This is a genomic window from Kosakonia pseudosacchari, assembly GCF_900184035.1.
GTDB lineage: Bacteria > Pseudomonadota > Gammaproteobacteria > Enterobacterales > Enterobacteriaceae > Kosakonia > Kosakonia pseudosacchari.
Map to the genome: position 1 here is coordinate 339,267 of NZ_FXWP01000010.1, position 25,090 is coordinate 364,356.

At 54.8% G+C, this 25,090-nt stretch carries 22 protein-coding genes; 16 read left to right on the forward strand and 6 right to left on the reverse strand.

The genetic code is table 11. The features are described from left to right. Positions 1-31 precede the first annotated feature (31 nt). Entirely contained in the window at positions 32-1,687 is a 1,656-nt protein-coding gene (gene sgrR, locus BN2591_RS07965) for an HTH-type transcriptional regulator SgrR (protein ID WP_086870496.1), read from the reverse strand. A gap of 87 nt (positions 1,688-1,774) precedes the next feature. Between sgrR and sgrT the strand changes: the two genes are divergently transcribed. Both sgrT and BN2591_RS07975 read left to right on the forward strand, forming a co-directional pair. Then, positions 1,775-1,927, forward strand: a complete 153-nt coding sequence (sgrT, locus tag BN2591_RS07970) for a glucose uptake inhibitor SgrT (RefSeq protein WP_071908185.1) — start codon at positions 1,775-1,777, stop codon at positions 1,925-1,927. Between the two features lie 136 nt (positions 1,928-2,063). Continuing rightward, positions 2,064-3,242, forward strand: coding sequence for a sugar efflux transporter (locus BN2591_RS07975; RefSeq protein WP_086870679.1), 1,179 nt, complete (start codon positions 2,064-2,066; stop codon positions 3,240-3,242). Between the two features lie 35 nt (positions 3,243-3,277). Here the strand turns inward: BN2591_RS07975 and leuD are convergent, their stop codons facing one another. The 5 genes from leuD to leuL form a co-directional block, all read right to left on the reverse strand. Continuing rightward, complete coding sequence (gene leuD, locus BN2591_RS07980; protein ID WP_086870498.1) at positions 3,278-3,883, reverse strand: 3-isopropylmalate dehydratase small subunit; 606 nt, start codon at positions 3,881-3,883, stop codon at positions 3,278-3,280. 11 nt (positions 3,884-3,894) lie between these two features. Next, positions 3,895-5,292 (reverse strand): 3-isopropylmalate dehydratase large subunit, encoded by a 1,398-nt coding sequence (leuC, locus tag BN2591_RS07985; RefSeq protein ID WP_086870500.1) that lies wholly within the window; start codon positions 5,290-5,292, stop codon positions 3,895-3,897. A gap of 2 nt (positions 5,293-5,294) precedes the next feature. Further along, positions 5,295-6,386: a 3-isopropylmalate dehydrogenase gene (gene leuB / locus BN2591_RS07990; RefSeq protein ID WP_086870502.1), complete on the reverse strand. Its 1,092-nt coding sequence runs from the start codon at positions 6,384-6,386 to the stop codon at positions 5,295-5,297. Continuing rightward, complete coding sequence (leuA, locus tag BN2591_RS07995; protein ID WP_086870504.1) at positions 6,386-7,957, reverse strand: 2-isopropylmalate synthase; 1,572 nt, start codon at positions 7,955-7,957, stop codon at positions 6,386-6,388. Before leuA ends, leuB begins: the two co-directional genes overlap by 1 nt. A 93-nt stretch (positions 7,958-8,050) precedes the next feature. Then, complete coding sequence (gene leuL / locus BN2591_RS24980; protein WP_110093646.1) at positions 8,051-8,137, reverse strand: leu operon leader peptide; 87 nt, start codon at positions 8,135-8,137, stop codon at positions 8,051-8,053. A 474-nt stretch (positions 8,138-8,611) separates the two neighbouring features. On the opposite strand from leuL, the gene leuO reads away from it, so the two are divergent. The 14 genes from leuO to murG all read left to right on the forward strand — a co-directional run bounded on the left by leuO (position 8,612) and on the right by murG (position 25,071). Continuing rightward, positions 8,612-9,574, forward strand: coding sequence for a transcriptional regulator LeuO (leuO, locus tag BN2591_RS08000; protein ID WP_086870507.1), 963 nt, complete (start codon positions 8,612-8,614; stop codon positions 9,572-9,574). Between the two features lie 387 nt (positions 9,575-9,961). Further along, positions 9,962-11,686, forward strand: a complete 1,725-nt coding sequence (ilvI, locus tag BN2591_RS08005; protein WP_086870509.1) for an acetolactate synthase 3 large subunit — start codon at positions 9,962-9,964, stop codon at positions 11,684-11,686. A 2-nt stretch (positions 11,687-11,688) separates the two neighbouring features. Beyond that, positions 11,689-12,180 carry an acetolactate synthase small subunit gene (ilvN, locus tag BN2591_RS08010; protein ID WP_086870511.1) on the forward strand — a complete coding sequence of 164 codons (492 nt, stop codon included), beginning with the start codon at positions 11,689-11,691 and terminating at the stop codon, positions 12,178-12,180. Between the two features lie 177 nt (positions 12,181-12,357). Further along, complete coding sequence (cra, locus tag BN2591_RS08015) at positions 12,358-13,362, forward strand: catabolite repressor/activator (RefSeq protein WP_086870513.1); 1,005 nt, start codon at positions 12,358-12,360, stop codon at positions 13,360-13,362. A 620-nt stretch (positions 13,363-13,982) separates the two neighbouring features. Beyond that, on the forward strand, positions 13,983-14,441 hold the full coding sequence (gene mraZ / locus BN2591_RS08025; protein ID WP_017457919.1) for a division/cell wall cluster transcriptional repressor MraZ: 459 nt from the start codon (positions 13,983-13,985) through the stop codon (positions 14,439-14,441). Positions 14,442-14,443: 2 nt separating this feature from the next. Further along, entirely contained in the window at positions 14,444-15,385 is a 942-nt protein-coding gene (rsmH, locus tag BN2591_RS08030) for a 16S rRNA (cytosine(1402)-N(4))-methyltransferase RsmH (protein ID WP_086870681.1), read from the forward strand. Then, complete coding sequence (gene ftsL, locus BN2591_RS08035) at positions 15,382-15,747, forward strand: cell division protein FtsL (RefSeq protein WP_017457921.1); 366 nt, start codon at positions 15,382-15,384, stop codon at positions 15,745-15,747. Before rsmH ends, ftsL begins: the two co-directional genes overlap by 4 nt. Before the next feature lie 25 nt (positions 15,748-15,772). Beyond that, positions 15,773-17,539 (forward strand): peptidoglycan glycosyltransferase FtsI, encoded by a 1,767-nt coding sequence (locus tag BN2591_RS08040; RefSeq protein ID WP_017457922.1) that lies wholly within the window; start codon positions 15,773-15,775, stop codon positions 17,537-17,539. Further along, on the forward strand, positions 17,526-19,013 hold the full coding sequence (gene murE / locus BN2591_RS08045; RefSeq protein WP_086870517.1) for a UDP-N-acetylmuramoyl-L-alanyl-D-glutamate--2,6-diaminopimelate ligase: 1,488 nt from the start codon (positions 17,526-17,528) through the stop codon (positions 19,011-19,013). The genes BN2591_RS08040 and murE overlap by 14 nt, the downstream gene beginning before the upstream one ends. Continuing rightward, the gene (gene murF / locus BN2591_RS08050; RefSeq protein WP_086870519.1) at positions 19,010-20,368 is read left to right on the forward strand and encodes a UDP-N-acetylmuramoyl-tripeptide--D-alanyl-D-alanine ligase; all 1,359 of its coding nucleotides are present in this window, start codon (positions 19,010-19,012) and stop codon (positions 20,366-20,368) included. The genes murE and murF overlap by 4 nt, the downstream gene beginning before the upstream one ends. Beyond that, positions 20,362-21,444: a phospho-N-acetylmuramoyl-pentapeptide-transferase gene (mraY, locus tag BN2591_RS08055; protein ID WP_020456544.1), complete on the forward strand. Its 1,083-nt coding sequence runs from the start codon at positions 20,362-20,364 to the stop codon at positions 21,442-21,444. The genes murF and mraY overlap by 7 nt, the downstream gene beginning before the upstream one ends. Before the next feature lie 2 nt (positions 21,445-21,446). After that, on the forward strand, positions 21,447-22,763 hold the full coding sequence (gene murD, locus BN2591_RS08060; RefSeq protein ID WP_086870521.1) for a UDP-N-acetylmuramoyl-L-alanine--D-glutamate ligase: 1,317 nt from the start codon (positions 21,447-21,449) through the stop codon (positions 22,761-22,763). Further along, the gene (gene ftsW, locus BN2591_RS08065) at positions 22,763-24,004 is read left to right on the forward strand and encodes a cell division protein FtsW (RefSeq protein ID WP_086870523.1); all 1,242 of its coding nucleotides are present in this window, start codon (positions 22,763-22,765) and stop codon (positions 24,002-24,004) included. The genes murD and ftsW overlap by 1 nt, the downstream gene beginning before the upstream one ends. Next, positions 24,004-25,071, forward strand: a complete 1,068-nt coding sequence (murG, locus tag BN2591_RS08070) for an undecaprenyldiphospho-muramoylpentapeptide beta-N-acetylglucosaminyltransferase (RefSeq protein WP_086870525.1) — start codon at positions 24,004-24,006, stop codon at positions 25,069-25,071. Before ftsW ends, murG begins: the two co-directional genes overlap by 1 nt. The last annotated feature ends 19 nt before the right edge of the window (positions 25,072-25,090 follow it).

Sequence of the window (25,090 nt, forward strand, 5' to 3'; positions counted from 1 at the left end):
TTGTAATGATTTGGTAAAAAATGGGAAAGCCTTATGGATCCGGTGGCGCAAACCAGGCGGATTTAAAGTCGAACCAGCCCAGCGTGTTCATGCGCAGCCCGCGCATGGTGCGCTGTCCCTGGAGCCTCAGCCAGTGGTGGATCAACGGTACGATGGCTTTACTGGCGAGCAACTGTTGCGACCAGACGGCAAGATTCATCTCCCCGTTGCGCCATTTTGCCGCATCCGCCTGCCAGTCGAGCGGAATACAGTGCTGTAGCAGCGGTACTTCGTAGAGGTTGGCGAACACTGAGAAATCCAGCGGCAGCGTGAAATTGGCGCTGTTAAGCCAGATATCGCTCCCGGCTTCGCCCCGATGCCACTCCTCGTAATCCACTTCCTGCACAATCAGCTTCACGCCGTGTTCGGCCAGCAGTGTGCTCATGGTGCGGGAAAGCGCTTCGTGCTCGTTATGTTCGCGATAGAACGTGAGGGTGAGCGTTTCCAGACCGGCCGGTTTTTCACCACTACCGGGGCGGGCATGGTGCCAGCGCGGCAGCAGGCCGTAAGCCGGGAACCAGTAGCGTTGGTACTGCTCATTGGCGTGCCACAACAAATTGGTGGGGGAGAGCACGTGGCTGACCCACTCCCTGATCGCCGGGTTCGCGCCACGGCTGGAACGCGCATCAAACAGCAGGTAATAACAGCCCTCTTCGAGGCGGCTTTCCACCGCTTTTTCGCCGTCGGTTGGCCCTTCAAGCGTCAGGCCGCTGGTCGGTTCGTCGCTGAGATCCGGCAACACCCAGACGTTGACTTCATCGATCAGGGCGCGAAAGCCGAAGTAGTCATCAAAAGCATGGATTTTTAGCTGGTTATTGGTATTGCGCGTCACCGCGTAAGGGCCGGTGCCAATCGGCTGGCTGGCAAAGTTGCTCATCGTGTTCCACTCGCGCGGCAAAATCATGGCGGGCACATGTCCCAGCAACCACGGTAGCCAGTTATCCGGCTGGCTGAGATGAATATCCAGCGTCCAGGGCGTTGGTGAGAGCACTTCGCGGATGTGCGAATAGAGCGGCAGGGCGGTGGCGCGCTCCAGAGAAGCAATCACATCGCTCATTTCCAGCTCACGGCCATGGTGAAAATGAATGCCGGGGCGCAAATAAAACCGCCAGTGCAAAGGGGAAATCAACTTCCAGTGGTGGGCGATATCCGCTTCCAGTTCCCCGTTTTCCTCATTTATTCGCGTCAGCGCGCTGAAAATTTGCCGTGCTATATGGGTTTCGGAACGGCGCAATGCACTACCTGGCAGTAGGTTGCGCAGCGGCCGGTAGTAAAGCACCCGCAGGATATGTCGCCCCTGGCGAAAGCTGCGGCCGAGATGCGAAACCAGCATCTGGCGCACGGCCTTTTTATCGCCGACCAGTTGCACCAGTTGATCGATACGATCCTGCTCCAGCAGGTCTTCAGCGCGCTGTTGCTGGAGCGCAAGGCCGGTATACAGGAAGGTGAGCCGCGAACGTTTGCCGCGGCCCGCTTCCGCATCCCATGTCAGCCAGCCGCGTTCTTGCATGGTGTTAAGCAAGGTACGCATGTGGCGGCGCGAACAGCTAAGCAGCTCCGCCAGCTCGTTGAGCGTGGTCTCTTGTGACTTCCCATCGCAGCATTGCCACAGACGGATGAACTGTTGTTGCAGGCGGCCGGACGACATAAAAGGGGAACTCCTGATAAAAACTCAGCAATTTATTAATCCCTATATTAAGCCAATACTTCTCTGCGATGAAAGCGAGGAGGTCATATGCAGAGATCATCCCTACGACGGTTTTATCTGGACTATTTTCGCGCCACGCAGGATGCGGGCTGGCTCGCCCGCCTGAGCGCACGGCAGCGCCTGAAAATGCTGGAAGAACTGATGCAGTGGGAAGTGACAACGCCGATCTCGAAAGACTGAACCGCCGAAATCATGTGTGACTGAGTATTAAGTGCGAATGCACCCGCCAGCAAAACGTTTTTTGCTGGCTTTTTCGTTTATGCTGGCAGCCGCCTTTTGGGCTTTCACTTTTTCCCGTTTTAACAAGGAAATCTTCATGCTCTGGTTAATGACGATGGGACGCCGCCTTAACGGTGTTTACGTCGCTTTTATGATCGTCGCCTTTATGATGGGAGTTGCCGGAGCGCTACAGGCACCGACGCTCAGCTTGTTTCTGAGCCGGGAAGTGGGCGCTGAGCCGTTCTGGGTTGGGCTGTTTTATACCGTCAACGCCATTGCCGGGATCGTTGTCAGCCTTGGGCTGGCAAAACGATCCGACAACCAGGGCGACAGGCGCAAGTTGATCCTCTTTTGTTGCCTGATGGCAGTGGGCAATGCGCTGTTATTCGCCTTTAATCGCCACTATCTGACGCTTATCACCTGCGGTGTACTGCTGGCGTCGCTGGCAAATACCGCCATGCCGCAGCTTTTCGCGCTGGCGCGCGAGTATGCCGACAGTTCCGCACGTGAAGTGGTGATGTTCAGTTCTGTTATGCGCGCGCAGCTCTCGCTGGCGTGGGTCATTGGTCCGCCGCTGGCGTTTATGCTGGCGCTTAATTATGGCTTTACCGCCATGTTTTCCATCGCCGCCGGGATTTTCGTTATCAGCCTGATGCTGGTGGCGTTCTGGCTGCCTTCGGTGGCGCGTGTTGAACAGCCCGCCGACGTGGCGGTGACGCAGGTCAGCGGCTGGAGCGATAAAAATGTGCGCATGCTGTTTATTGCCTCTACGCTGATGTGGACCTGCAACACCATGTACATCATCGATATGCCGCTGTGGATTAGCCTGGAACTGGGGCTGCCCGACAAACTGGCCGGGATTTTGATGGGCACGGCGGCGGGGCTTGAGATCCCGGCGATGATCCTGGCGGGTTATTTTGTCAAACGCATAGGCAAACGGCGCATGATGGTTACCGCCGTTACGGCGGGCGTGCTGTTCTATATCGGCCTGATTTTTTTCCACAGCCAGACGGCGTTACTCTCCCTGCAACTGTTTAATGCGGTATTTATCGGCATTATCGCCGGGATTGGCATGTTGTGGTTTCAGGATCTGATGCCGGGGCGGGCAGGTTCGGCGACCACGCTGTTTACCAACAGTATTTCGACCGGCGTGATCCTGGCCGGGGTGATTCAGGGGGCGCTGGCGCAAAGCTATGGCCACGGCGCGGTGTATATCGGCATTGCGGTGATTTCAGTGGTAACGCTGTGGCTGACCAGTCGCGTTAAAGATGTGTAAGCGTAAAAAGGCCCGGAAACCGGGCCTGTGGTGGGTTAGCGCATAAAAGCGGGCTGTTTGTTTTCGTAAGCGGCGATGGCATCGTCGTGCTGTAACGTCAAACCGATGCTGTCCAGACCGTTCAGCATGCAGTGGCGGCGGAAGGCGTCGATTGAGAAACTGTACGACTTCCCGCCCGCTTTCACTACCTGGGCTTCCAGGTCCACTTCAAAGGTAATGCCCGGATTGTTCTGCACCAGCGTAAAGAGTTCATCGACCTCTTTATCGCTGAGCGTCACCGGCAGCAGCTGGTTGTTAAAGCTGTTACCGTAGAAGATGTCGGCGAAACTTGGCGCAATCACCACTTTGAAACCGTAATCGGTCAACGCCCACGGCGCGTGTTCACGTGATGAACCGCAGCCAAAGTTTTCCCGCGCCAGCAAAATCGATGCGCCTTTGTATTGCGGGAAATTCAGTACGAACTCCGGGTTCGGCTGTTGGCCTTTGTCATCCAGAAAACGCCAGTCGTTAAACAGATGAGCGCCAAAACCGGTGCGCGTCACCTTCTGCAAAAACTGCTTCGGGATAATGGCGTCGGTATCCACATTCGCGGCATCCAGCGGAACGACCAGGCCGGTATGTTGGGTAAATTTCTCTGCCATGGTTGCTCTCCTTACAAGCTGCGAATATCAGCGAAATGGCCGGTTACGGCGGCGGCAGCGGCCATCGCCGGGCTGACCAGATGCGTGCGTCCGCCGCGGCCCTGGCGGCCTTCAAAGTTACGATTACTGGTCGACGCGCAACGTTCACCCGGATTGAGGCGATCGTTATTCATGGCCAGGCACATGGAGCAACCCGGCAAGCGCCACTCAAAACCGGCTTCAATAAAGATCTTGTCCAGACCTTCGGCTTCCGCCTGCGCTTTCACCGGACCGGAACCCGGCACGACCAGCGCCTGCACGCCCGGCGCGACTTTTCGCCCTTTGGCGATTTCCGCCGCTGCGCGCAAATCTTCAATGCGTGAGTTGGTGCAGGAGCCGATAAAGACTTTATCGATAGCCACTTCCGTTAACGGTACACCGGGTTTCAGCCCCATGTAGGCCAGCGCTTTTTCCGCCGACGCGCGCTCAACCGGATCGGCAAACGAGGCCGGATCGGGAATGATATCGGTCACGGAAATGACCTGGCCTGGGTTGGTGCCCCAGGTAACCTGCGGGGCGATCTCTTCTGCTTGTAAAGTGACGACGGTATCGAAAACCGCGCCTTCATCGGTGTGCAGCGTTTTCCACCAGGCTACCGCCTCATCGAAATCTTTGCCCTTCGGCGCGTGCAAACGGCCCTGCACGTAGTTAAAAGTGGTTTCATCCGGCGCGACCAGTCCGGCTTTCGCCCCCATCTCGATTGCCATATTGCACAGCGTCATACGGCCTTCCATGCTCAGCGCACGGATGGCGTCACCGCAGAATTCAACGACGTGCCCGGTTCCGCCCGCGCTGCCGGTTTTACCAATGATCGCCAGCACAATATCTTTCGCGGTGATCCCAGGTGCTGCCGTGCCTTTGACTTCGATCTTCATGGTTTTGGCGCGCCCCTGTTTCAGGGTTTGCGTCGCCAGAACGTGTTCCACTTCCGATGTACCGATCCCGAACGCCAGCGCGCCAAATGCGCCGTGGGTGGCGGTGTGGGAGTCGCCACAAACGATGGTCATGCCCGGCAGGGTGATGCCCTGTTCCGGTCCCATCACGTGGACAATGCCCTGATACGGGTGGTTCAGGTCATACAGCTCAACGCCGAATTCGTTGCAGTTTTTGATTAACTCCTGCATCTGAATGCGCGCCATCTCGCCGGAAGCGTTGATATCTTTGGTTTGCGTCGAGACGTTGTGATCCATCGTCGCGAAGGTTTTACCCGGCTGGCGCACCGGACGGTGGTGCGCGCGCAGCCCATCGAAGGCCTGCGGTGATGTCACTTCGTGCACCAGATGGCGGTCGATATACAACAGTGGGGTTTCATTCGGCGCTTCATAGACCACATGGGCGTCAAACAATTTTTCGTACAAACTCTTAGCCATGATTACACCCCTTCGGCGACATAACGAGCGATGATGTCGCCCATCTCATCGGTACTGACAGCGGCAGCGCCACGGGCTAAGTCGCCGGTGCGCACGCCTTCTTCTAATGCACGATTGATAGCGCCTTCGATGGCGTCAGCCGCGTCGCCTGCATTCAGGCTGTAACGCAGCAGCAGCGCCAGCGACAGGATTTGCGCAATCGGGTTGGCGATATTTTTCCCGGCGATATCAGGCGCTGAACCGCCTGCCGGTTCATACAGACCAAAACCTTGTTCGTTCAGGCTGGCAGAAGGCAGCATGCCCATCGAACCGGTGATCATGGCGCATTCGTCGGACAGAATGTCACCGAACAGGTTGGAGCACAGCAGTACGTCAAACTGGGACGGATCTTTAATCAGCTGCATGGTGGCGTTGTCGATATACATGTGCGCCAGTTCAACGTCCGGGTAATCCCCCGCGATTTCGTTGACGATTTCACGCCACAACAGCGAGGTCTGCAGCACGTTGGCTTTATCAATCGAGTGGACTTTTTTGCGACGTTTACGCGCGGATTCAAACGCGATACGCGCAATGCGCTCGATTTCAAAACGGTGATAGATCTCGGTATCAAACGCTTTTTCATGCTGACCGCTGCCTTCGCGGCCTTTCGGTTGACCGAAGTAGATACCGCCGGTCAGTTCGCGTACGCACAGAATATCGAAGCCGTTGGCGGCGATGTCTTCGCGCAGCGGACAGAATGCTTCCAGCCCCTGATACAGTTTTGCCGGGCGCAAGTTACTGAACAGTTTGAAGTGCTTACGCAGCGGCAGCAGCGCGCCACGTTCCGGCTGCTGCGCCGGAGGCAGGTTTTCCCATTTCGGGCCGCCGACAGAGCCGAACAGAATGGCGTCGGCTTGTTCACAACCTTCAACCGTGGCCTGCGGCAGCGGGTTGCCGTGACGATCGATGGCGATGCCACCAACATCATAATGGCTGGTGGAAATACGCATACCAAAACGGTTACGCACGGCTTCCAGGACTTTCAGCGCTTGTGCCATCACTTCCGGACCGATACCGTCGCCCGGCAACACAGCAATATGGTAATTCTTCGACATCACACGGTTTCCTTGTTGTTTTCTTTGTTCTGAGCCTGGCGTTGCAACTCTTTTTCGACTTCGGCGGCGCGCCAGATGTTGTTCAGCACGTGCACCATGGCTTTGGCGGAGGACTCCACAATATCGGTCGCCAGACCGACGCCGTGGAAGCGGCGACCGTTGTAGTTCACCACGATATCAACCTGACCCAGCGCGTCTTTGCCCTGGCCTTTGGCGCTCAAATCGTATTTCACCAGTTCGATGTCATAGGCCGTCACGCGGTTAATGGCCTGGTAGACCGCATCGACCGGGCCGTTGCCGTTCGCGGCTTCGGCTTTGATCTCGTCGCCACACGCCAGCTTCACAGACGCGGTGGCGATATCGTTAGAGCCGGACTGCACACTGAAGTAGTCCAGGCGGAAATGTTCTGGCTCTTCCTGCTGTTTATTAATGAATGCCAGCGCTTCCAGATCGTAATCAAAGACCTGGCCTTTTTTATCCGCCAGCTTCAGGAAAGCGTCGTACAGGTTATCCAGGTTGTAATCAGCTTCTTTGTAGCCCATCTCTTCCATGCGGTGTTTCACCGCAGCGCGCCCGGAACGGGAGGTCAGGTTCAACTGAACCTGGTTCAGCCCGATGGATTCCGGAGTCATGATTTCGTAGTTTTCGCGGTTTTTCAGCACGCCATCCTGGTGAATACCGGAGGAGTGGGCGAAGGCGCCGGTGCCAACAATCGCTTTGTTCGCCGGAATCGGCATATTGCAAATCTGGCTGACGGTCTGGCTGGTGCGCCAGATTTCATGGTGATTGATTTGGGTGTGCACGTTCATGATGTCTTTGCGCACTTTAATGGCCATGATCACCTCTTCCAGCGAGCAGTTACCGGCGCGTTCGCCGATACCGTTCATTGCGCCTTCTACCTGGCGTGCGCCGGCATGTACTGCGGCGATAGCGTTGCCCACGGCTAAGCCTAAGTCGTCATGAGTGTGAACAGAGATAATGGCTTTATCGATATTGGGTACGCGTTCATACAGGCCGGTGATGATATTGGCGAACTCGAACGGCATGGTGTAGCCGACGGTGTCCGGAATATTGATGGTTTTTGCACCGGCATTGATGGCGGCTTCTACAACGCGCGCCAGATCGGCGATCGGGGTGCGGCCTGCGTCTTCACAGGAAAACTCCACGTCGTCGGTATAGTTGCGGGCGCGTTTAACCATGTAAATGGCGCGTTCAATCACTTCATCCAGCGTGCTGCGCAGCTTGGTAGCGATATGCATCGGCGAGGTGGCGATGAACGTATGGATACGGAACGCTTCGGCAACTTTTAACGACTCGGCGGCAACATCAATATCTTTTTCGACGCAGCGGGCGAGGGCGCAAACACGGCTGTTTTTCACCTGGCGCGCAATGGTTTGTACGGATTCAAAATCGCCCGGAGAAGAGACCGGAAAACCCACTTCCATCACATCGACGCCCATACGTTCCAGCGCCAGGGCGATTTGCAGCTTCTCTTTCACGCTCAGGCTCGCCTGTAACGCCTGTTCACCATCACGTAATGTGGTATCGAAAATAACGACTTGCTGGCTCATGGTTTAGGTCCTTTGTCTCTTAGGTCGCCTCGCTACGAGCATAAAAAAACCCGCGCCAAGGCGCGGGTTCTTAGTCTTAACTGGAAGGACGATTCAACTCAGAATGTCGCCCACCGGTCTACCGCGCACGAGAGATGCGTTTAGTAGTAGTAGACCAGCGAAACCGACGTTGCGAATCATGAATCATGCTCCAGGTGAATGCGATATGCTTTTAGTGGTACTGGATACGTAAGTTAATGTCAACCCCTCGTCTGAAAAGCATGGCTGAAGAGCGCCGGTTATTTTGTTGCGCATTAGTTAATAATTCTGCCTGTGAGATGGAAATCCATTTTTCATGCTTACAAATGGTCGGTTGTATCTGGCGTAATGCACTATATAAGGCTTTGCGTAAACGCGACACGCATGATCGATTTAGGTGTGCTGAAAAACAGCGTCAGGGATATATTTTTATTGAGATTACAGAATGTTTGCCAACGTAAAAATATATGAAGCGCTCCCTTAATTTAAGATGAAATATTAAATATTCATTCGCCATGAAAATAAAATAGCAGCTTTATATATTCCTAATTTGTCACACCACACTTCTAATAATGCTATATGCGTGATAAATCATCTTCCTGAATATTATTATGACGCAGGTCGAGGGAGTTCAAGATGACGACGGATTGCAAAATACCTGGTGAAGACGTTTATAATCAGCACGTTAATGAAGAGGGGAAACCGCAGTTACGTTCTGTCGATCTCAATTTACTGACTGTTTTTGATGCAGTAATGCAGGAGCAAAATATCACCCGCGCAGCACATGCTCTGGGTATGTCGCAACCCGCAGTGAGTAATGCTGTTGCGCGGCTTAAGGTCATGTTTAATGACGAGCTTTTTGTTCGCTATGGCCGTGGGATCCAGCCAACGGCACGTTCGTATCAACTGTTTGGATCTATCCGCCAGGCGCTGCAACTGGTGCAAAATGAACTGCCCGGTTCCGGATTCGATCCGCTTAGTAGTGAACGAGTATTTAATTTGTGTGTTTGTAGCCCGCTGGATAATCTTTTAACGTCAGCGATTTATAACAACGTGGAGAAAATCGCCCCCGGTATTAATTTGGTGTTTAAATCCGATCTTAATCACAGCACCGAGCACCAACTGCGTTATCAGGAAATTGAGTTTGTGATTGGCTACGAAGAGTTTCGCCGACCTGAATTTTCCTGTATCCCGCTATTTAATGATGAAATGGTGCTGGTTGCCAGCCATCAACATCCCCGCCTCAATACGCTCACTACAGAAAATGCCGTATTCAGAGAACAGCATGCGGTGGTTTCGCTGGATCGGTACGCATCATTTAGCCAGCCATGGTATGACAGCGTGGATAAACGCAGTTGTATTGCTTACCAGGGTATGGCGCTGACCAGCGTATTAAGCGTGGTTTCGCAAACCCATCTGGTGGCGATTGCACCGCGTTGGTTAGTGACGACATTTGCGGAAGGGCTGGATTTAGCGATGCTGCCGCTCCCGTTAGATCTCAAGAGCCGCACGTGTTATCTCTCCTGGCACGAAGCCGCAGGAAGAGATAAGGGGCATCAATGGATGGAAGAACTCCTGGTGTCGGTGTGTAGCCATTAACCATTGGGCAGAATCATCCAGCGGTGAAAACGTTTGGTTATTCTGCTCTGTTTTTTTCTGGCAGTATTTTGTCCTGATTTATGTCTGTCGCAATGACAGACGATGTTGCAAAAATGGATCAATTACTGGACAACTTCGTATTCAGATGATGAATGGTCATCGTCTTTACTTATCACAGATGTTTCCACCAATTCTGCGTTTTTGACGTCGTTTTTTCACTTTTGCTCAGGGTTCGCCGCCAGGGCTTGCTAATTGCCTGCCAGATTTTGAGCGGTTATGGTAACTGCCATTCATAATCAGAGTGCAGGGATTTCCTGTTCTGAACAGAGCGACAGCGCGGAAATGATTTTCGCCGTCAGTCGACAAACGTAAGCCTGGAGGCAAAGCATGGAGATGTTGTCTGGAGCCGAGATGGTCGTCCGATCGCTTATCGATCAAGGCGTAAAGAAAGTATTCGGCTATCCCGGAGGCGCGGTTCTTGATATCTACGATGCCCTGCATACTGTCGGCGGTATTGAACACGTGCTGGTTCGCCACGAACAGGCGGCAGTACATATGGCCGATGGTCTGGCACGCGCGACGGGTGAAGTGGGCGTGGTCCTGGTAACGTCCGGCCCCGGCGCGACCAACGCCATCACCGGCATCGCCACGGCATATATGGATTCTATTCCGCTGGTGGTGCTCTCCGGTCAGGTTGCAACGTCGCTGATTGGCTATGATGCCTTTCAGGAGTGCGACATGGTGGGTATCTCCCGTCCGGTGGTAAAGCACAGTTTCTTAGTCAAACAAACGGAAGATATTCCCGGTGTATTAAAGAAAGCTTTCTGGCTTGCCGCCAGTGGTCGTCCTGGACCGGTAGTGGTGGATTTGCCGAAAGACATCATGAACCCGGCCAATAAGCTGCCTTATGTCTGGCCGGAGTCCGTCAGCATGCGCTCCTATAACCCGACTACTCAGGGACATAAAGGGCAAATTAAGCGCGCATTGCAAACGCTGGCGGCGGCGAAAAAGCCAGTGGTATATGTAGGCGGTGGCGCGATCAATTCTGCCTGCGAAGCACCGCTACGCCAGCTTGCGGAAAAATTGAATTTGCCGGTGGTCTCTTCATTAATGGGGCTGGGGGCATTTCCTGCTTCCCACCGACAGGCGCTCGGCATGCTGGGCATGCACGGCACTTACGAAGCCAATATGACGATGCACCATTCGGACGTCATCTTTGCCGTTGGCGTGCGTTTTGACGATCGTACTACCAACAATCTGGCGAAATATTGCCCGGATGCGACGGTGCTGCATATCGATATCGATCCCACGTCCATTTCCAAAACCGTGCAGGCAGATATTCCCATTGTTGGCGATGCGCGGCTGGTGCTGGAACAGATGCTGGAATTGCTGGATCAGGAAGCGTATCCGCAGCCGTTAGATGAGATCCGCGACTGGTGGCTGCGCATCGACCAATGGCGTGCCCGCCAGTGCCTGAAATATGATACCCAAAGTGAGAGCATTAAACCGCAGGCGGTGATTGAAGCGGCCTGGCGCCTGACGAAAGGCGAGGCTTACGTGACATCAGATGTCGGCCAGCACCAGATGTTCGCCGCGCTCTACTACCGCTTTGATAAGCCGCGCCGCTGGATCAACTCCGGCGGGCTGGGCACGATGGGATTCGGTTTGCCTGCGGCGCTTGGTGTGAAAATGGCATTGCCGGAAGAGACGGTGATTTGCGTGACCGGCGACGGCAGTATCCAGATGAACATTCAGGAGCTTTCTACCGCATTACAGTATGAATTGCCGGTGCTGGTGCTCAATCTGAATAACCGTTACCTGGGCATGGTGAAGCAGTGGCAGGACATGATCTATTCTGGTCGCCATTCACAATCGTATATGGAATCGTTGCCTGATTTCGCCCGCCTGGCGGAGGCTTATGGGCACGTTGGGATCCGCATTACGCGCCCGGATGAGCTGGAAGCGAAGCTGGCCGAAGCACTGGAACAGGTGAAGAATAATCGCCTGGTGTTTGTTGATGTTACCGTTGACGGTAGTGAACACGTTTATCCGATGCAGATCCGCGGTGGCGGTATGGATGAGATGTGGTTAAGCAAAACGGAGAGAACCTGATTATGCGCCGGATATTGTCTGTGTTACTGGAAAATGAATCGGGCGCGTTATCGCGCGTGATTGGTCTGTTCTCTCAGCGTGGTTATAACATTGAAAGCCTGACGGTTGCGCCAACCGATGATCCGACGTTATCAAGAATGACGATCCAGACCGTTGGCGATCAGAAAGTACTTGAGCAGATCGAAAAGCAACTGCACAAACTGGTCGATGTTCTGCGCGTCAATGAGTTGGGGCAAGGCGCGTATGTTGAGCGCGAGATTATGCTGGTGAAGATCCAGGCCAGCGGCTACGGACGTGAAGAGGTGAAACGCAACGCGGAAATTTTCCGTGGACAAATCATCGATGTCACTCCGTCTATTTATACGGTTCAGCTTGCCGGAACCAGCGACAAACTGGATGCATTTCTGTCGACGATCCGCGATGTCGCGAAAATCGTTGAAGTGGCGCGGTCTGGCGTGGTGGGTTTGTCGCGCGGCGACAAAATCATGCGTTGATCGTGATCACTCTCTCCATTTATTCGCCCGGCCTCTTACGCCGGGCTTTTTTTTGCGAAATCATACGGAACCCGATACGAAAGCGGTTGCCGCAGTGAGTATTCTGCGCTTAGATGTTATGGAAATTAGCCTATATCCCTAAAAAGGTTATGGAGTGCATTATTTTAAGGGGCAATTGTGAAACTGGATGAAATCGCCCGGCTTGCCGGCGTCTCACGAACCACGGCCAGCTACGTCATTAATGGTAAGGCGAAGCAGTATCGTGTCAGCGACAAAACCGTCGAAAAAGTGATGGCGGTTGTTCGTGAGCATAACTACCACCCGAACGCGGTGGCGGCTGGGCTGCGAGCAGGACGAACTCGCTCGATTGGGTTGGTTATTCCCGATCTCGAAAACACGAGCTATACGCGTATTGCCAACTATCTGGAGCGCCAGGCGCGTCAGCGCGGCTATCAGCTTCTGATTGCCTGCTCTGAAGATCAGCCTGATAACGAAATGCGTTGTATTGAACATTTGCTACAACGGCAAGTGGACGCGATCATCGTGTCTACTTCGCTGCCGCCGGAGCATCCGTTCTATCAACGGTGGGCGAATGACTCCTTCCCGATCGTCGCACTCGATCGCGCATTGGATCGGGAACACTTCACCAGCGTTGTCGGTGCCGATCAGGATGATTCGGAAATGTTGGCAGAAGAGCTGCGTAAATTCCCGGCGGAGCGTGTGCTTTACCTTGGCGCTTTACCGGAGCTGTCGGTGAGCTTCCTGCGCGAACAAGGCTTTCGCACCGCGTGGAAAGACGATCCGCGCGAGGTTCAGTATCTCTACGCCAACAGTTATGAGCGGGAAGCCGCTGCTCAACTGTTTGAAAAATGGCTGGAAACCAACCCGATGCCGCAGGCGCTGTTTATCACCTCGTTTGCCTTATTACAGGGTGTGCTGGATGTGACGCTGCGTCGCGACGGCAAGCTGCCGTCTGATTTGGCGATTGCCACGTTCGGCGATCATGAATTGCTGGATTTCCTGCAATGCCCGGTGCTTGCGGTGGCGCAGCGTCATCGTGATGTGGCCGAACGCGTTCTGGAGATCGTGCTGGCAAGTCTTGATGAGCCACGCAAACCGAAAGCGGGCCTTAGCCGCATTCGCCGTAATCTCTACCGTCGCGGCATACTTAGTCGGGTATAGTTTCGGGTGAAAGGCAGCGAGAGCTGCCTTTTTACTATTCACCTCTTACCTTTAATCAAATTATTGTTGAGATTCTCCTAAGATAAATCCTTAATTTCCCAATGGCTGCTGCTAATTTATTTTGCCCATTTCTTAAAAAACATTTTTAAAGCGTAATTGAGAAGTAACTTATCCCGATTTTTGTATTGAATTGTTACATCTAAAAAAGACCATGCGCATTGAATTAACGCTCATTTATCGCGTTGAGGTTTTATCACTGCGGAAGTGCCGCCGCGCTATGTGCGCGTTGGTGTAACTGGTGCTGTTAACTCTCTTCAATATGTCTTAAAATGCCGCCCGCGTCGCAAACTGACACTTTATATTTCGCGCGCAGAAATTGAATGGTTTTAAACGCGCGTGCGCATATTCTGTTTTTTTTCTTGCAAATATTCATGACGTTAATTTGCCTCGTAAGCTGAGCACTATTTCACCGGCGCAGATATTCGCTGCGAATAAGGGATCTTTTGTTCTGGTTAGCCATTGCGCTGGCTTGACAAGCTTTTCCTCCGCTCCGTAAACTCCCTCAGTGGGGATTTGTGGGATAAAGTGGTGTAAAAGGGTCACCTGGGGGTGAATCGGAAATGTTCCGTGGAGCGACGTTAGTCAATCTCGACAGCAAAGGGCGGTTATCCGTACCCACCCGATATCGGGATTTGCTGCAGGAGAATGCCTCCGGTCAAATGGTTTGCACCATTGACATCCGTCACTCATGCCTGCTGCTTTACCCTTTGCCCGAATGGGAAATTATCGAGCAAAAACTGTCGCGTCTGTCGAGCATGAACCCGCTCGAACGGCGCGTACAACGTTTGTTGCTGGGGCATGCCAGCGAGTGCCAGATGGATAGCGCCGGGCGTATTTTGATTGCGCCTGTTTTACGGCAACACGCCGGATTAACGAAAGAAGTGATGCTGGTCGGGCAGTTCAATAAATTTGAGCTGTGGGACGAAACGACCTGGTATCAACAGGTCAAGGAAGATATCGACGCTGAGCAATCGGGTTCCGAAGCGCTTTCGGATCGGTTGCAGGATTTGTCTCTGTAATGATGATGGAAAATTTTAAACACACGACGGTGCTGCTGGATGAGGCCGTTAACGGCCTGAATATTCGTCCGGATGGCATTTACATCGATGGCACTTTTGGTCGCGGTGGCCACTCGCGCTTGATCCTCTCCCAACTGGGAGCGGAAGGACGCTTGCTGGCGATCGATCGCGATCCGCAGGCGATTGCTGTAGCTAAAACCATTGATGATCCCCGCTTCTCCATCATTCATGGTCCCTTTTCCGCGCTTGCTGATTATGTCAGCGAGCGCGACCTTATTGGCAAGATCGACGGCATTCTCCTCGATCTTGGCGTCTCTTCACCGCAGCTTGACGATCCGGAACGCGGCTTTTCCTTTATGCGTGATGGCCCGTTAGATATGCGTATGGATCCTACTCGCGGTCAGTCTGCCGCCGAATGGTTGCAAACCGCTGAGGAAGCCGATATTGCCTGGGTTTTAAAAACCTTTGGTGAGGAGCGCTTTGCTAAACGTATTGCCCGCGCCATTGTCGAGCGCAATCGTCTTGATCCCATGACCCGCACCAAAGAGCTGGCGGAAGTGGTGGCGGCGGCAACGCCGGTGAAGGACAAATTCAAACATCCCGCGACCCGTACCTTCCAGGCGGTGCGCATTTGGGTGAACAGTGAACTGGAAGAGATAGAGCTGGCGCTAAAAAACTCGCTCGGCGTGCTTGCCCCGGGAGGGCGGCTTTCGATTATCAGCTTCCATTCACTGGAAGACCGCATTGTGAAACGCTTTATGCGTGAGCAAAGCCGTGGCCCGCAGGTTCCTGCCGGGTTGCCGATGACCGAAGAGCAACTCAGGAAACTGGGAGGCCGTCAGTTGCGAGCCTTAGGAAAGTTGATGCCGGGTGAAGAAGAAGTGGCTGAAAACCCACGTGCCCGTAGTTCAGTTCTGCGCATTGCAGAGAGGACGAACGCATGATCGGCAGAGTGACAGAGACCCTGAGCAAAGTGAAGGGATCGTTAGGAAGCAACGAGCGCCATGCTTTGCCTGGCGTGATCGGCGACGATCTTTTGCGATTTGGGAAACTGCCACTCTGCTTGTTCATTTGCATCATCATGACGGCAGTGACGGTAGTCACCACCGCACATCACACGCGTTTATTAACCGCGCAGCGTGAACAACTGGTTATTGAGCGTGACGCGCTGGATATCGAATGGCGCAACCTGATCCTTGAAGAGAACGCGCTCGGCGATCATAGCCGGGTTGAACGGATCGCCACAGAAAAGCTGCAAATGCAGCATGTCGATCCCTCACAGGAAAATATCGTGGTGCAGAAATAGAGATGAATAAGGAATCACGCAACGCATGAAAGCAGCGGCGAAAACGCTTAAACCGAAACGCCAGGAAGAACAGGCCAACTTTGTCAGTTGGCGTTTTGCGTTGCTTTGCGGTTGTATCCTGCTGGCGCTGGCGTTCCTGCTCGGACGCGTTGCCTATCTGCAAGTTGTCAATCCGGACATGCTGGTGCGCGAAGGGGATATGCGTTCCCTGCGTGTACAAGAAGTGGCGACATCGCGCGGGATGATAACCGACCGTTCTGGTCGCCCACTGGCGGTGAGTGTGCCGGTGAAAGCTATCTGGGCGGATCCGAAAGAGCTGCACGATGCGGGCGGTGTGACGCTGGATAACCGCTGGAAGGCGCTCTCTGACGCGTTGAATATGCCGCTCGACCAGCTTGCTTCGCGCATTAATGCCAACCCGAAGATGCGCTTTATTTATCTTGCACGTCAGGTGAATCCTGATCTCGGCGATTACATCAAGAAACTGAAATTACCGGGTATTCATCTGCGTGAAGAATCTCGCCGTTACTATCCGTCCGGAGAAGTAACCGCTCACCTCATCGGTTTTACCAACGTCGACAGTCAGGGCATTGAAGGCGTTGAGAAGAGCTTTGATAAATGGCTCACCGGTCAGCCAGGTGAACGCATTGTGCGTAAAGACCGCTACGGGCGCGTGATCGAAGATATTTCGTCTACCGATAGCCAGGCTGCACACAATCTTGCCTTAAGTATTGATGAGCGTTTACAGGCGCTGGTCTATCGCGAGCTGAATAACGCCGTCGCGTTTAACAAAGCAGAGTCGGGCAGCGCCGTGCTGGTGGATGTGAACACCGGCGAAGTGCTGGCAATGGCCAACAGCCCTTCCTATAACCCAAACAACTTCACCGGCACGTCGAAAGATGCGATGCGTAACCGCGCCATTACCGACGTATTTGAACCGGGTTCCACCGTGAAACCGATGGTTGTCATGACCGCGCTTCAGCGCGGCGTGGTAACGCCAAATACGGTGCTGAATACGGTGCCTTATCGTATTAATGGCCATGAAATCAAAGACGTGGCGCGATACAGCGAATTAACCCTTACCGGGGTCTTACAGAAGTCGAGTAACGTTGGCGTTTCGAAGCTGGCGTTAGCGATGCCCTCCTCAGCGTTAGTAGATACTTACTCACGTTTTGGCCTGGGAAAAACGACCAATTTGGGGATGGTCGGGGAACGCAGTGGCTTATTTCCTCAAAAACAACGGTGGTCTGACATAGAGAGGGCCACCTTCTCTTTCGGCTACGGGCTAATGGTAACGCCGTTACAGTTAGCGCGAGTCTACGCAACCATTGGCAGCTATGGCATCTATCGCCCGCTGTCGATCACCAAAGTTGATCCGCCAGTACCGGGCGAACGCATCTTCAACGAATCCATTGTCCGTACCGTTGTACACATGATGGAGAGCGTGGCGCTACCAGGCGGCGGCGGTGTGAAGGCCGCCATCAAGGGTTATCGCATCGCGATTAAAACCGGTACGGCGAAAAAAGTCGGTCCCGATGGCCGCTATATCAACAAATACATTGCTTACACCGCGGGCGTCGCGCCTGCCAGCCGCCCGCGCTTTGCGCTGGTGGTAGTCATTAACGATCCGCAAGCGGGTAAATACTACGGTGGCGCCGTGTCCGCACCGGTCTTTGGTGCCATCATGGGCGGCGTTCTGCGCACCATGAACATTGAGCCGGATGCGCTGACCACGGGCGAAAAAAGTGAATTTGTAATTAATCAAGGCGAGGGATCAGGTGGCAGATCGTAATTTGCGCGACCTTCTCGCTCCGTGGGTGCCAATGCTACCTGCGCGAGCGCTACGAGAGATGATACTCGACAGCCGTGTGGCTGCGTCGGGCGATCTTTTTGTGGCAGTGGTCGGTCATCAGGCGGACGGGCGTCGATATATCCCGCAGGCGATTGCGCAAGGTGTTGCTGCCATTATTGCTGAAGCGAAAGATGAAGCAAATGACGGTGAAATTCGTGAAATGCACGGTGTTCCAGTCATTTACCTCAGCCAGTTAAATGAGCGTCTCTCCGCGCTGGCGGGCCGTTTCTACGGTGAGCCTTCTGAACAATTGCGCCTGGTTGGCGTGACCGGTACGAACGGCAAAACAACCACCACGCAGTTACTGGCGCAGTGGAGCCAACTGCTTGGCGAAACCAGCGCGGTGATGGGCACAGTGGGTAACGGTCTGTTGGGTAATGTCGTGCCAACGGAAAATACCACCGGATCGGCTGTCGATGTTCAGCATGTTATTGCCGGGCTGGCGGCGCAAAACGCGACCTTTGCCGCGATGGAAGTCTCTTCCCACGGTCTGGTTCAGCATCGCGTGGCGGCACTGAAATTTGCCGCCAGCGTGTTCACCAATTTAAGCCGCGATCACCTGGATTATCACGGTGATATGACGAACTACGAAGCGGCGAAATGGCTGCTGTTCTCTTCGCATCATTATGGCCAGGCGATCATTAATGCTGATGATGAAGTTGGCCGTCGCTGGCTGGGCAAATTACCGGACGCCGTTGCAGTATCGATGGAAGAAAATATCAATCCGGACTGCCATGGACGCTGGTTAAAAGCGGTAAGCGTTAATTATCACGACAGCGGTGCGACGATCCATTTCGACTCCTCATGGGGCAACGGTGAAATTGAAAGCCGCCTGATGGGCGCGTTTAATGTCAGCAACCTGCTGCTGGCGCTGGCGACGTTGCTGGCGCTGGGTTACCCGTTGAGCGAACTGTTGAAAACCGCATCGCGTCTGCAACCGGTTTGCGGTCGTATGGAAGTCTTCAGCGCGCCGGGTAAACCGACCGTGGTGGTGGATTATGCCCATACGCCGGATGCGCTGGAAAAAGCGCTGCAGGCAGCGCGCCTGCACTGCACTGGCAAACTGTGGTGCGTGTTTGGCTGCGGTGGCGATCGCGATAAAGGTAAACGTCCATTAATGGGCGCGATTGCCGAGCAGTTCTCTGATGTCCCGGTCGTGACGGACGATAACCCGCGTACCGAAGAGCCGCGCGCCATTATTAACGATATCCTCGCGGGCATGCTGGATGCGGGTCAGGCCCGCGTGGTGGAAGGCCGCGCAGAAGCAGTGACCAATGCCATCATGCAAGCCAAAGAGAACGACGTTGTACTGCTCGCCGGTAAAGGCCATGAAGATTATCAAATTGTCGGTACGCGCCGTCTGGATTACTCCGACCGCGTCACCGCAGCGCGTTTGCTGGGGGTAGTGGCATGATTAGCGTAACGCTGAGTCAACTTACCCGTACGCTGCACGCGGAACTGCACGGACAGGATGTGCAGATTGAGGCGGTAACCAGCGATACACGTAAACTGACGCCGGGCTGCCTGTTTGTCGCTCTGAAAGGCGAGCGTTTTGATGCTCACGATTTCGCAGATAAAGCGAAAGAGGGTGGCGCGGGCGCGCTGCTGGTGAACCGAAAACTGGATATCGACCTGCCGCAGTTAGTGGTGAAAGACACCCGCCAGGCCTTTGGCGAGCTGGCTGCCTGGGTTCGCCAGCAAGTACCAACGCGCGTGGTGGCGCTGACCGGTTCTTCCGGCAAGACGTCAGTGAAAGAGATGACCGCCGCCATTCTCAGCGAATGCGGCAATACGCTCTACACCGCAGGCAATCTTAACAATGACATTGGTGTGCCAATGACCTTGTTGCGCCTGACCAAAGAACACCAGTTTGCGGTGATTGAACTGGGGGCGAACCACCAGGGCGAAATCGCGTGGACTGTGGGGCTGACGCGCCCGGAAGCCGCGCTGGTCAATAACCTGGCGGCAGCGCATCTGGAAGGCTTCGGCTCGCTTGCTGGTGTGGCGAAAGCGAAAGGCGAAATCTACACCGGTCTGCCCGCTAACGGTATCGCCATTATGAATGCCGACAATAATGACTGGCTGAACTGGCAGAGCATTATTGGCGATCGCAAAGTCTGGCGCTTCTCACCCAACGCAGCGAATAGCGATTTTACCGCGACGAACGTGCATGTGACTTCACATGGCACCGAATTCACGCTGCAAACCCCAACCGGCAATGTGGATGTCACTCTGCCGCTGCCGGGTCGGCATAATATCGCTAATTCGCTGGCAGCAACGGCGCTGGCGATGGCGGTTGGCGCAAGCCTGGACGCGGTAAAACGCGGGCTGGCGAACCTGAAAGCGGTGCCGGGGCGCTTATTCCCGGTGCGGTTGGGCGAGAATCAACTGCTACTGGATGACACTTACAACGCCAACGTCGGTTCTATGACCGCCGCTGCCCATGTGTTATCTGAAATGCCGGGTTACCGGGTGATGGTGGTCGGCGATATGGCTGAGCTGGGTGATGAGAGCGAAGCGTGTCATATCCAGGTCGGTGAAGCGGCGAAAGCCGCAGGCATTGATAAGGTTCTGAGCGTCGGCACGTTGAGCAAAGCGTTGAGCGAAGCCAGCGGCGTAGGCGAGCATTTTAACGATAAAGCTGCAGTGACAGCGCGTTTAAAGGCGCTCATCGCTGAGCAGAAAATTATTACTATTTTGGTGAAAGGTTCACGTAGCTCCGCCATGGAAGAGGTGGTACGCGAATTACAGGAGAACGGGACATGTTAGTGTGGCTGGCCGAACATTTGGTCAAATATTATTCCGGCTTTAACGTCTTTTCTTATTTGACGTTTCGCGCCATTGTCAGCCTGCTGACCGCGCTCTTCATCTCTTTGTGGATGGGGCCGCGCATGATTGCCCGCTTGCAAAAACTCTCTTTTGGTCAGGTTGTGCGTAACGACGGTCCGGAATCGCACTTCAGCAAACGCGGCACGCCAACGATGGGCGGGATCATGATCCTGACCGCGATTGTGGTTTCCGTTGTGCTGTGGGCGTACCCATCCAACCCCTACGTCTGGTGCGTGCTGGTGGTACTGGTGGGTTACGGCGCAATTGGCTTTGTCGATGATTACCGCAAAGTGGTGCGTAAAGACACCAAGGGCCTGATTGCTCGCTGGAAGTATTTCTGGATGTCGGTCATTGCGCTGGGCGTAGCGTTTGCGCTCTATCTGGCAGGGAAAGATACTCCCGCAACCGAACTGGTGGTGCCGTTCTTTAAAGATGTCATGCCGCAACTGGGCATGTTTTACATTCTGCTGGCTTATTTCGTGATCGTTGGCACCGGTAACGCGGTCAACCTGACGGATGGCCTGGATGGTCTGGCGATTATGCCGACGGTCTTCGTTGCTGGCGGTTTTGCGCTGGTGGCGTGGGCGACCGGCAACATGAATTTTGCTAACTACCTGCACATTCCTTATCTGCGTCACGCAGGGGAACTGGTGATTGTCTGTACGGCGATTGTCGGGGCAGGGTTGGGGTTCTTGTGGTTTAACACCTATCCGGCACAGGTCTTTATGGGCGATGTCGGTTCACTGGCTCTGGGCGGCGCGCTGGGCATTATCGCTGTGCTGCTGCGCCAGGAGTTCCTGCTGGTGATCATGGGCGGGGTGTTTGTGGTGGAAACATTGTCGGTCATTTTGCAGGTCGGTTCATTCAAACTGCGTGGCCAACGTATTTTCCGTATGGCACCGATTCATCACCACTATGAACTGAAAGGCTGGCCGGAACCGCGCGTGATCGTGCGCTTCTGGATTATTTCGCTGATGCTGGTGCTGATTGGCCTGGCAACGCTGAAGGTACGTTAATCATGGCTGATTACCAGGGTAAAAAAGTCGTCATCATCGGTTTGGGTCTCACAGGCCTTTCCTGTGTGGACTTTTTCCTCGCACGCGGTGTCACGCCGCGTGTGATGGATACGCGCGTTTCTCCGCCGGGGCTGGACAAGCTGCCGGAGGCGGTGGAACGCCATCTTGGTAGTCTTAACGATGACTGGCTGCTGGCCGCCGATCTGGTCGTTGCAAGCCCGGGCATCGCACTGGCGCATCCTTCCCTGAGCGCGGCGGCAGATGCGGGTGTCGAGATTGTCGGTGATATTGAACTCTTCTGCCGTGAAGCGCAGGCTCCGGTAATCGCCATCACTGGCTCTAACGGCAAAAGCACCGTCACGAAGCTGGTTGGTGAGATGGCTGAAGCTGCCGGAGTGAACGTCGGGGTTGGCGGCAATATCGGTCTGCCAGCGCTGATGCTCCTCGACGATGCGCGCGAACTGTATGTACTGGAGCTTTCCAGCTTTCAGTTGGAAACCACTTCAAGCCTGCACGCGGCGGCAGCCACCATCCTGAACGTCACTGAAGATCATATGGATCGCTATCCGTTTGGGTTGCAGCAATATCGTGCTGCCAAGCTGCGCGTGTATGAAAACGCGAAAGTGTGCGTGGTGAATGCCGATGACGCTTTGACGATGCCGGTACGCGGCGCGGATGAACGTTGTGTCAGTTTTGGCGTTGATGTCGGCGATTACCACTTAAACCGCCAACAGGGTGAAACCTGGCTGCGCGTGAAAGGTGAGAAAGTGCTGAACGTAGCCGAGATGAAACTGAGCGGCCAGCACAACTACACCAATGCGCTGGCAGCGCTGGCGCTGGCGGATGCCGTCGGTTTACCGCGCGCCAGCAGCCTGAAAGCGCTGACGACCTTTACCGGGCTGGCTCACCGCTTCCAGCTGGCGCTGGAGCATAACGGCGTGCGCTGGATCAACGACTCGAAAGCAACCAATGTCGGCAGCACAGAAGCAGCATTGAATGGTTTGCACATCGACGGCACGCTGCATTTGCTGCTCGGCGGTGACGGGAAGTCGGCAGATTTCTCCCCGCTGAAGCGTTATCTGAGCGGCGATCGTATTCGTCTTTACTGCTTCGGTCGTGACGGCGCGGAGCTGGCGGCGCTGCGCCCGGAAATCGCGGAACAAACCGAGACAATGGATCAGGCCATGCGGCTCATCGCGACACGTGTACAGCCGGGCGATATGGTGCTGTTGTCACCCGCTTGCGCCAGCCTTGATCAGTTTAAAAATTTCGAACAACGGGGCGATGTCTTTACCCGTCTGGCGCAGGAGTTAGGCTGATGCGTTTAACGCTCCCCCGCCCGAGAATACCGCGCCTGCCAGGATTTAGCATCCTGGCCTGGCTGTTCACGGCGTTAAAAGGCTGGGTCATGGGCTCGCGACAGAAAGATACCGACAGCCTGGTCATGTATGACCGCACGCTGCTGTGGCTGACGCTGGGTCTTGCGGCAATCGGCTTCATCATGGTGACGTCGGCGTCGATGCCAGTAGGGCAGCGCCTGACGGACGATCCCTTCTTCTTTGCCAAGCGTCACGCGCTGTATCTGTTCCTGGCGTTTTGTATGTCGATGGTGACTCTGCGGTTGCCGATGGATTTCTGGCAAAAATACAGCTCAGCAATGCTGATCGCCGCGATCATCATGCTGCTGGTGGTGCTGGTTGTGGGGAGTTCGATCAATGGGGCATCGCGCTGGATTGACCTCGGGCTGATGCGTTTCCAGCCAGCGGAGTTCACCAAGCTGTCATTGTTCTGCTATCTGGCGAACTACCTGGTGCGCAAAGTAGACGAAGTGCGAAACAACCTGCGCGGTTTCTTAAAACCGATGGGGGTTATCCTGGTGCTGGCGGTGTTGCTGCTGGCGCAGCCGGACCTCGGTACGGTGGTGGTATTGTTTATCACCACGCTGGCGATGCTGTTCCTGGCGGGGGCGAAGCTGTGGCAGTTCATCGCCATTATCGGTATGGGGATTTCAGCGGTAGTGCTGCTGATCCTTGCCGAACCTTATCGTATTCGCCGCGTAACGTCGTTCTGGAACCCATGGGAAGATCCCTTTGGTAGCGGTTATCAGCTTACCCAGTCGTTAATGGCGTTTGGCCGCGGTGAATTGTGGGGCCAGGGCTTAGGCAATTCGATTCAGAAACTGGAGTATCTGCCGGAAGCGCATACCGACTTTATCTTCTCCATTATCGGCGAAGAACTCGGTTATATCGGTGTGGTAGCGGCACTTTTAATGGTATTCTTCGTCGCTTTCCGCGCCATGTCCATCGGGCGGAAAGCGCTGGAAATTGATCACCGTTTTTCGGGGTTTCTGGCCTGCTCGATAGGTATCTGGTTTAGCTTCCAGGCGCTGGTTAACGTTGGTGCTGCGGCAGGTATGCTGCCAACCAAAGGGTTGACGCTGCCGCTTATCAGTTACGGTGGTTCCAGCTTATTAATTATGTCAGTGGCGATTACGCTGCTGCTACGCATAGATTATGAAACGCGTCTGGAGAAAGCCCAGGCGTTTACACGAGGTGTGTGATGAGTGGTCAACCAAAGCGGTTAATGGTGATGGCTGGCGGTACCGGCGGGCATGTCTTCCCCGGTCTTGCGGTCGCGCACCATTTGATGGATCAGGGCTGGCAAGTGCGCTGGCTCGGAACCGCCGATCGCATGGAAGCTGACCTGGTGCCAAAACACGGCATTGAGATCGATTTCATTCGCATCTCCGGTCTGCGCGGCAAAGGTATTAAGGCGCAGTTGCTGGCGCCGGTGCGTATCTTCAATGCGTGGCGTCAGGCACGCGCCATTATGCAGCGCTTTAAACCTGATGTGGTGCTGGGGATGGGCGGTTATGTTTCCGGTCCTGGCGGGCTGGCAGCCTGGTCGCTCGGTATTCCGGTGGTGCTGCATGAGCAAAACGGCATTGCCGGTTTGACCAACAAATGGCTGGCGAAAATCGCCACCAAAGTGATGCAGGCGTTTCCGGGGGCTTTCCCGACAGCGGAAGTCGTCGGTAATCCGGTGCGTGTCGATGTGTTGGCGCTGCCGCTGCCGCAGCAACGTCTGCCCGGTCGTGAAGGCCCGGTGCGGGTGCTGGTGGTTGGTGGTTCGCAAGGCGCGCGCGTGCTTAACCAGACGATGCCGCAGGTTGCAGCAAAGTTAGGCGCTGCCGTCACTATCTGGCATCAGAGCGGGAAGGGTGCGCAGCAGGAGGTTGAGCAAGCCTATGCAAGCGCTGGCGAACCTCAGCATAAAGTTACTGAGTTTATTGACGATATGGCACAAGCCTATGCGTGGGCGGATGTGGTGGTTTGCCGCTCCGGCGCGCTAACGGTCAGCGAGATCGCCGCCGCAGGATTACCAGCGCTATTTGTGCCGTTCCAGCACAAAGATCGGCAGCAGTACTGGAATGCCTTGCCGCTGGAAAAAGCGGGTGCAGCAAAGATTCTGGAGCAACCGCAATTTACCGTTGATGCGGTGGCTGCGACGCTCGCGGGCTGGAACCGCGAGGCATTACTGGAGATGGCCGAACGCGCGCGCGCGGCAGCGATCCCCGATGCTACCGAACGGGTGGCAAACGAAGTGAGCCTGGCAGCGCAGGCATAAATACTGGCGACGCCTTTTG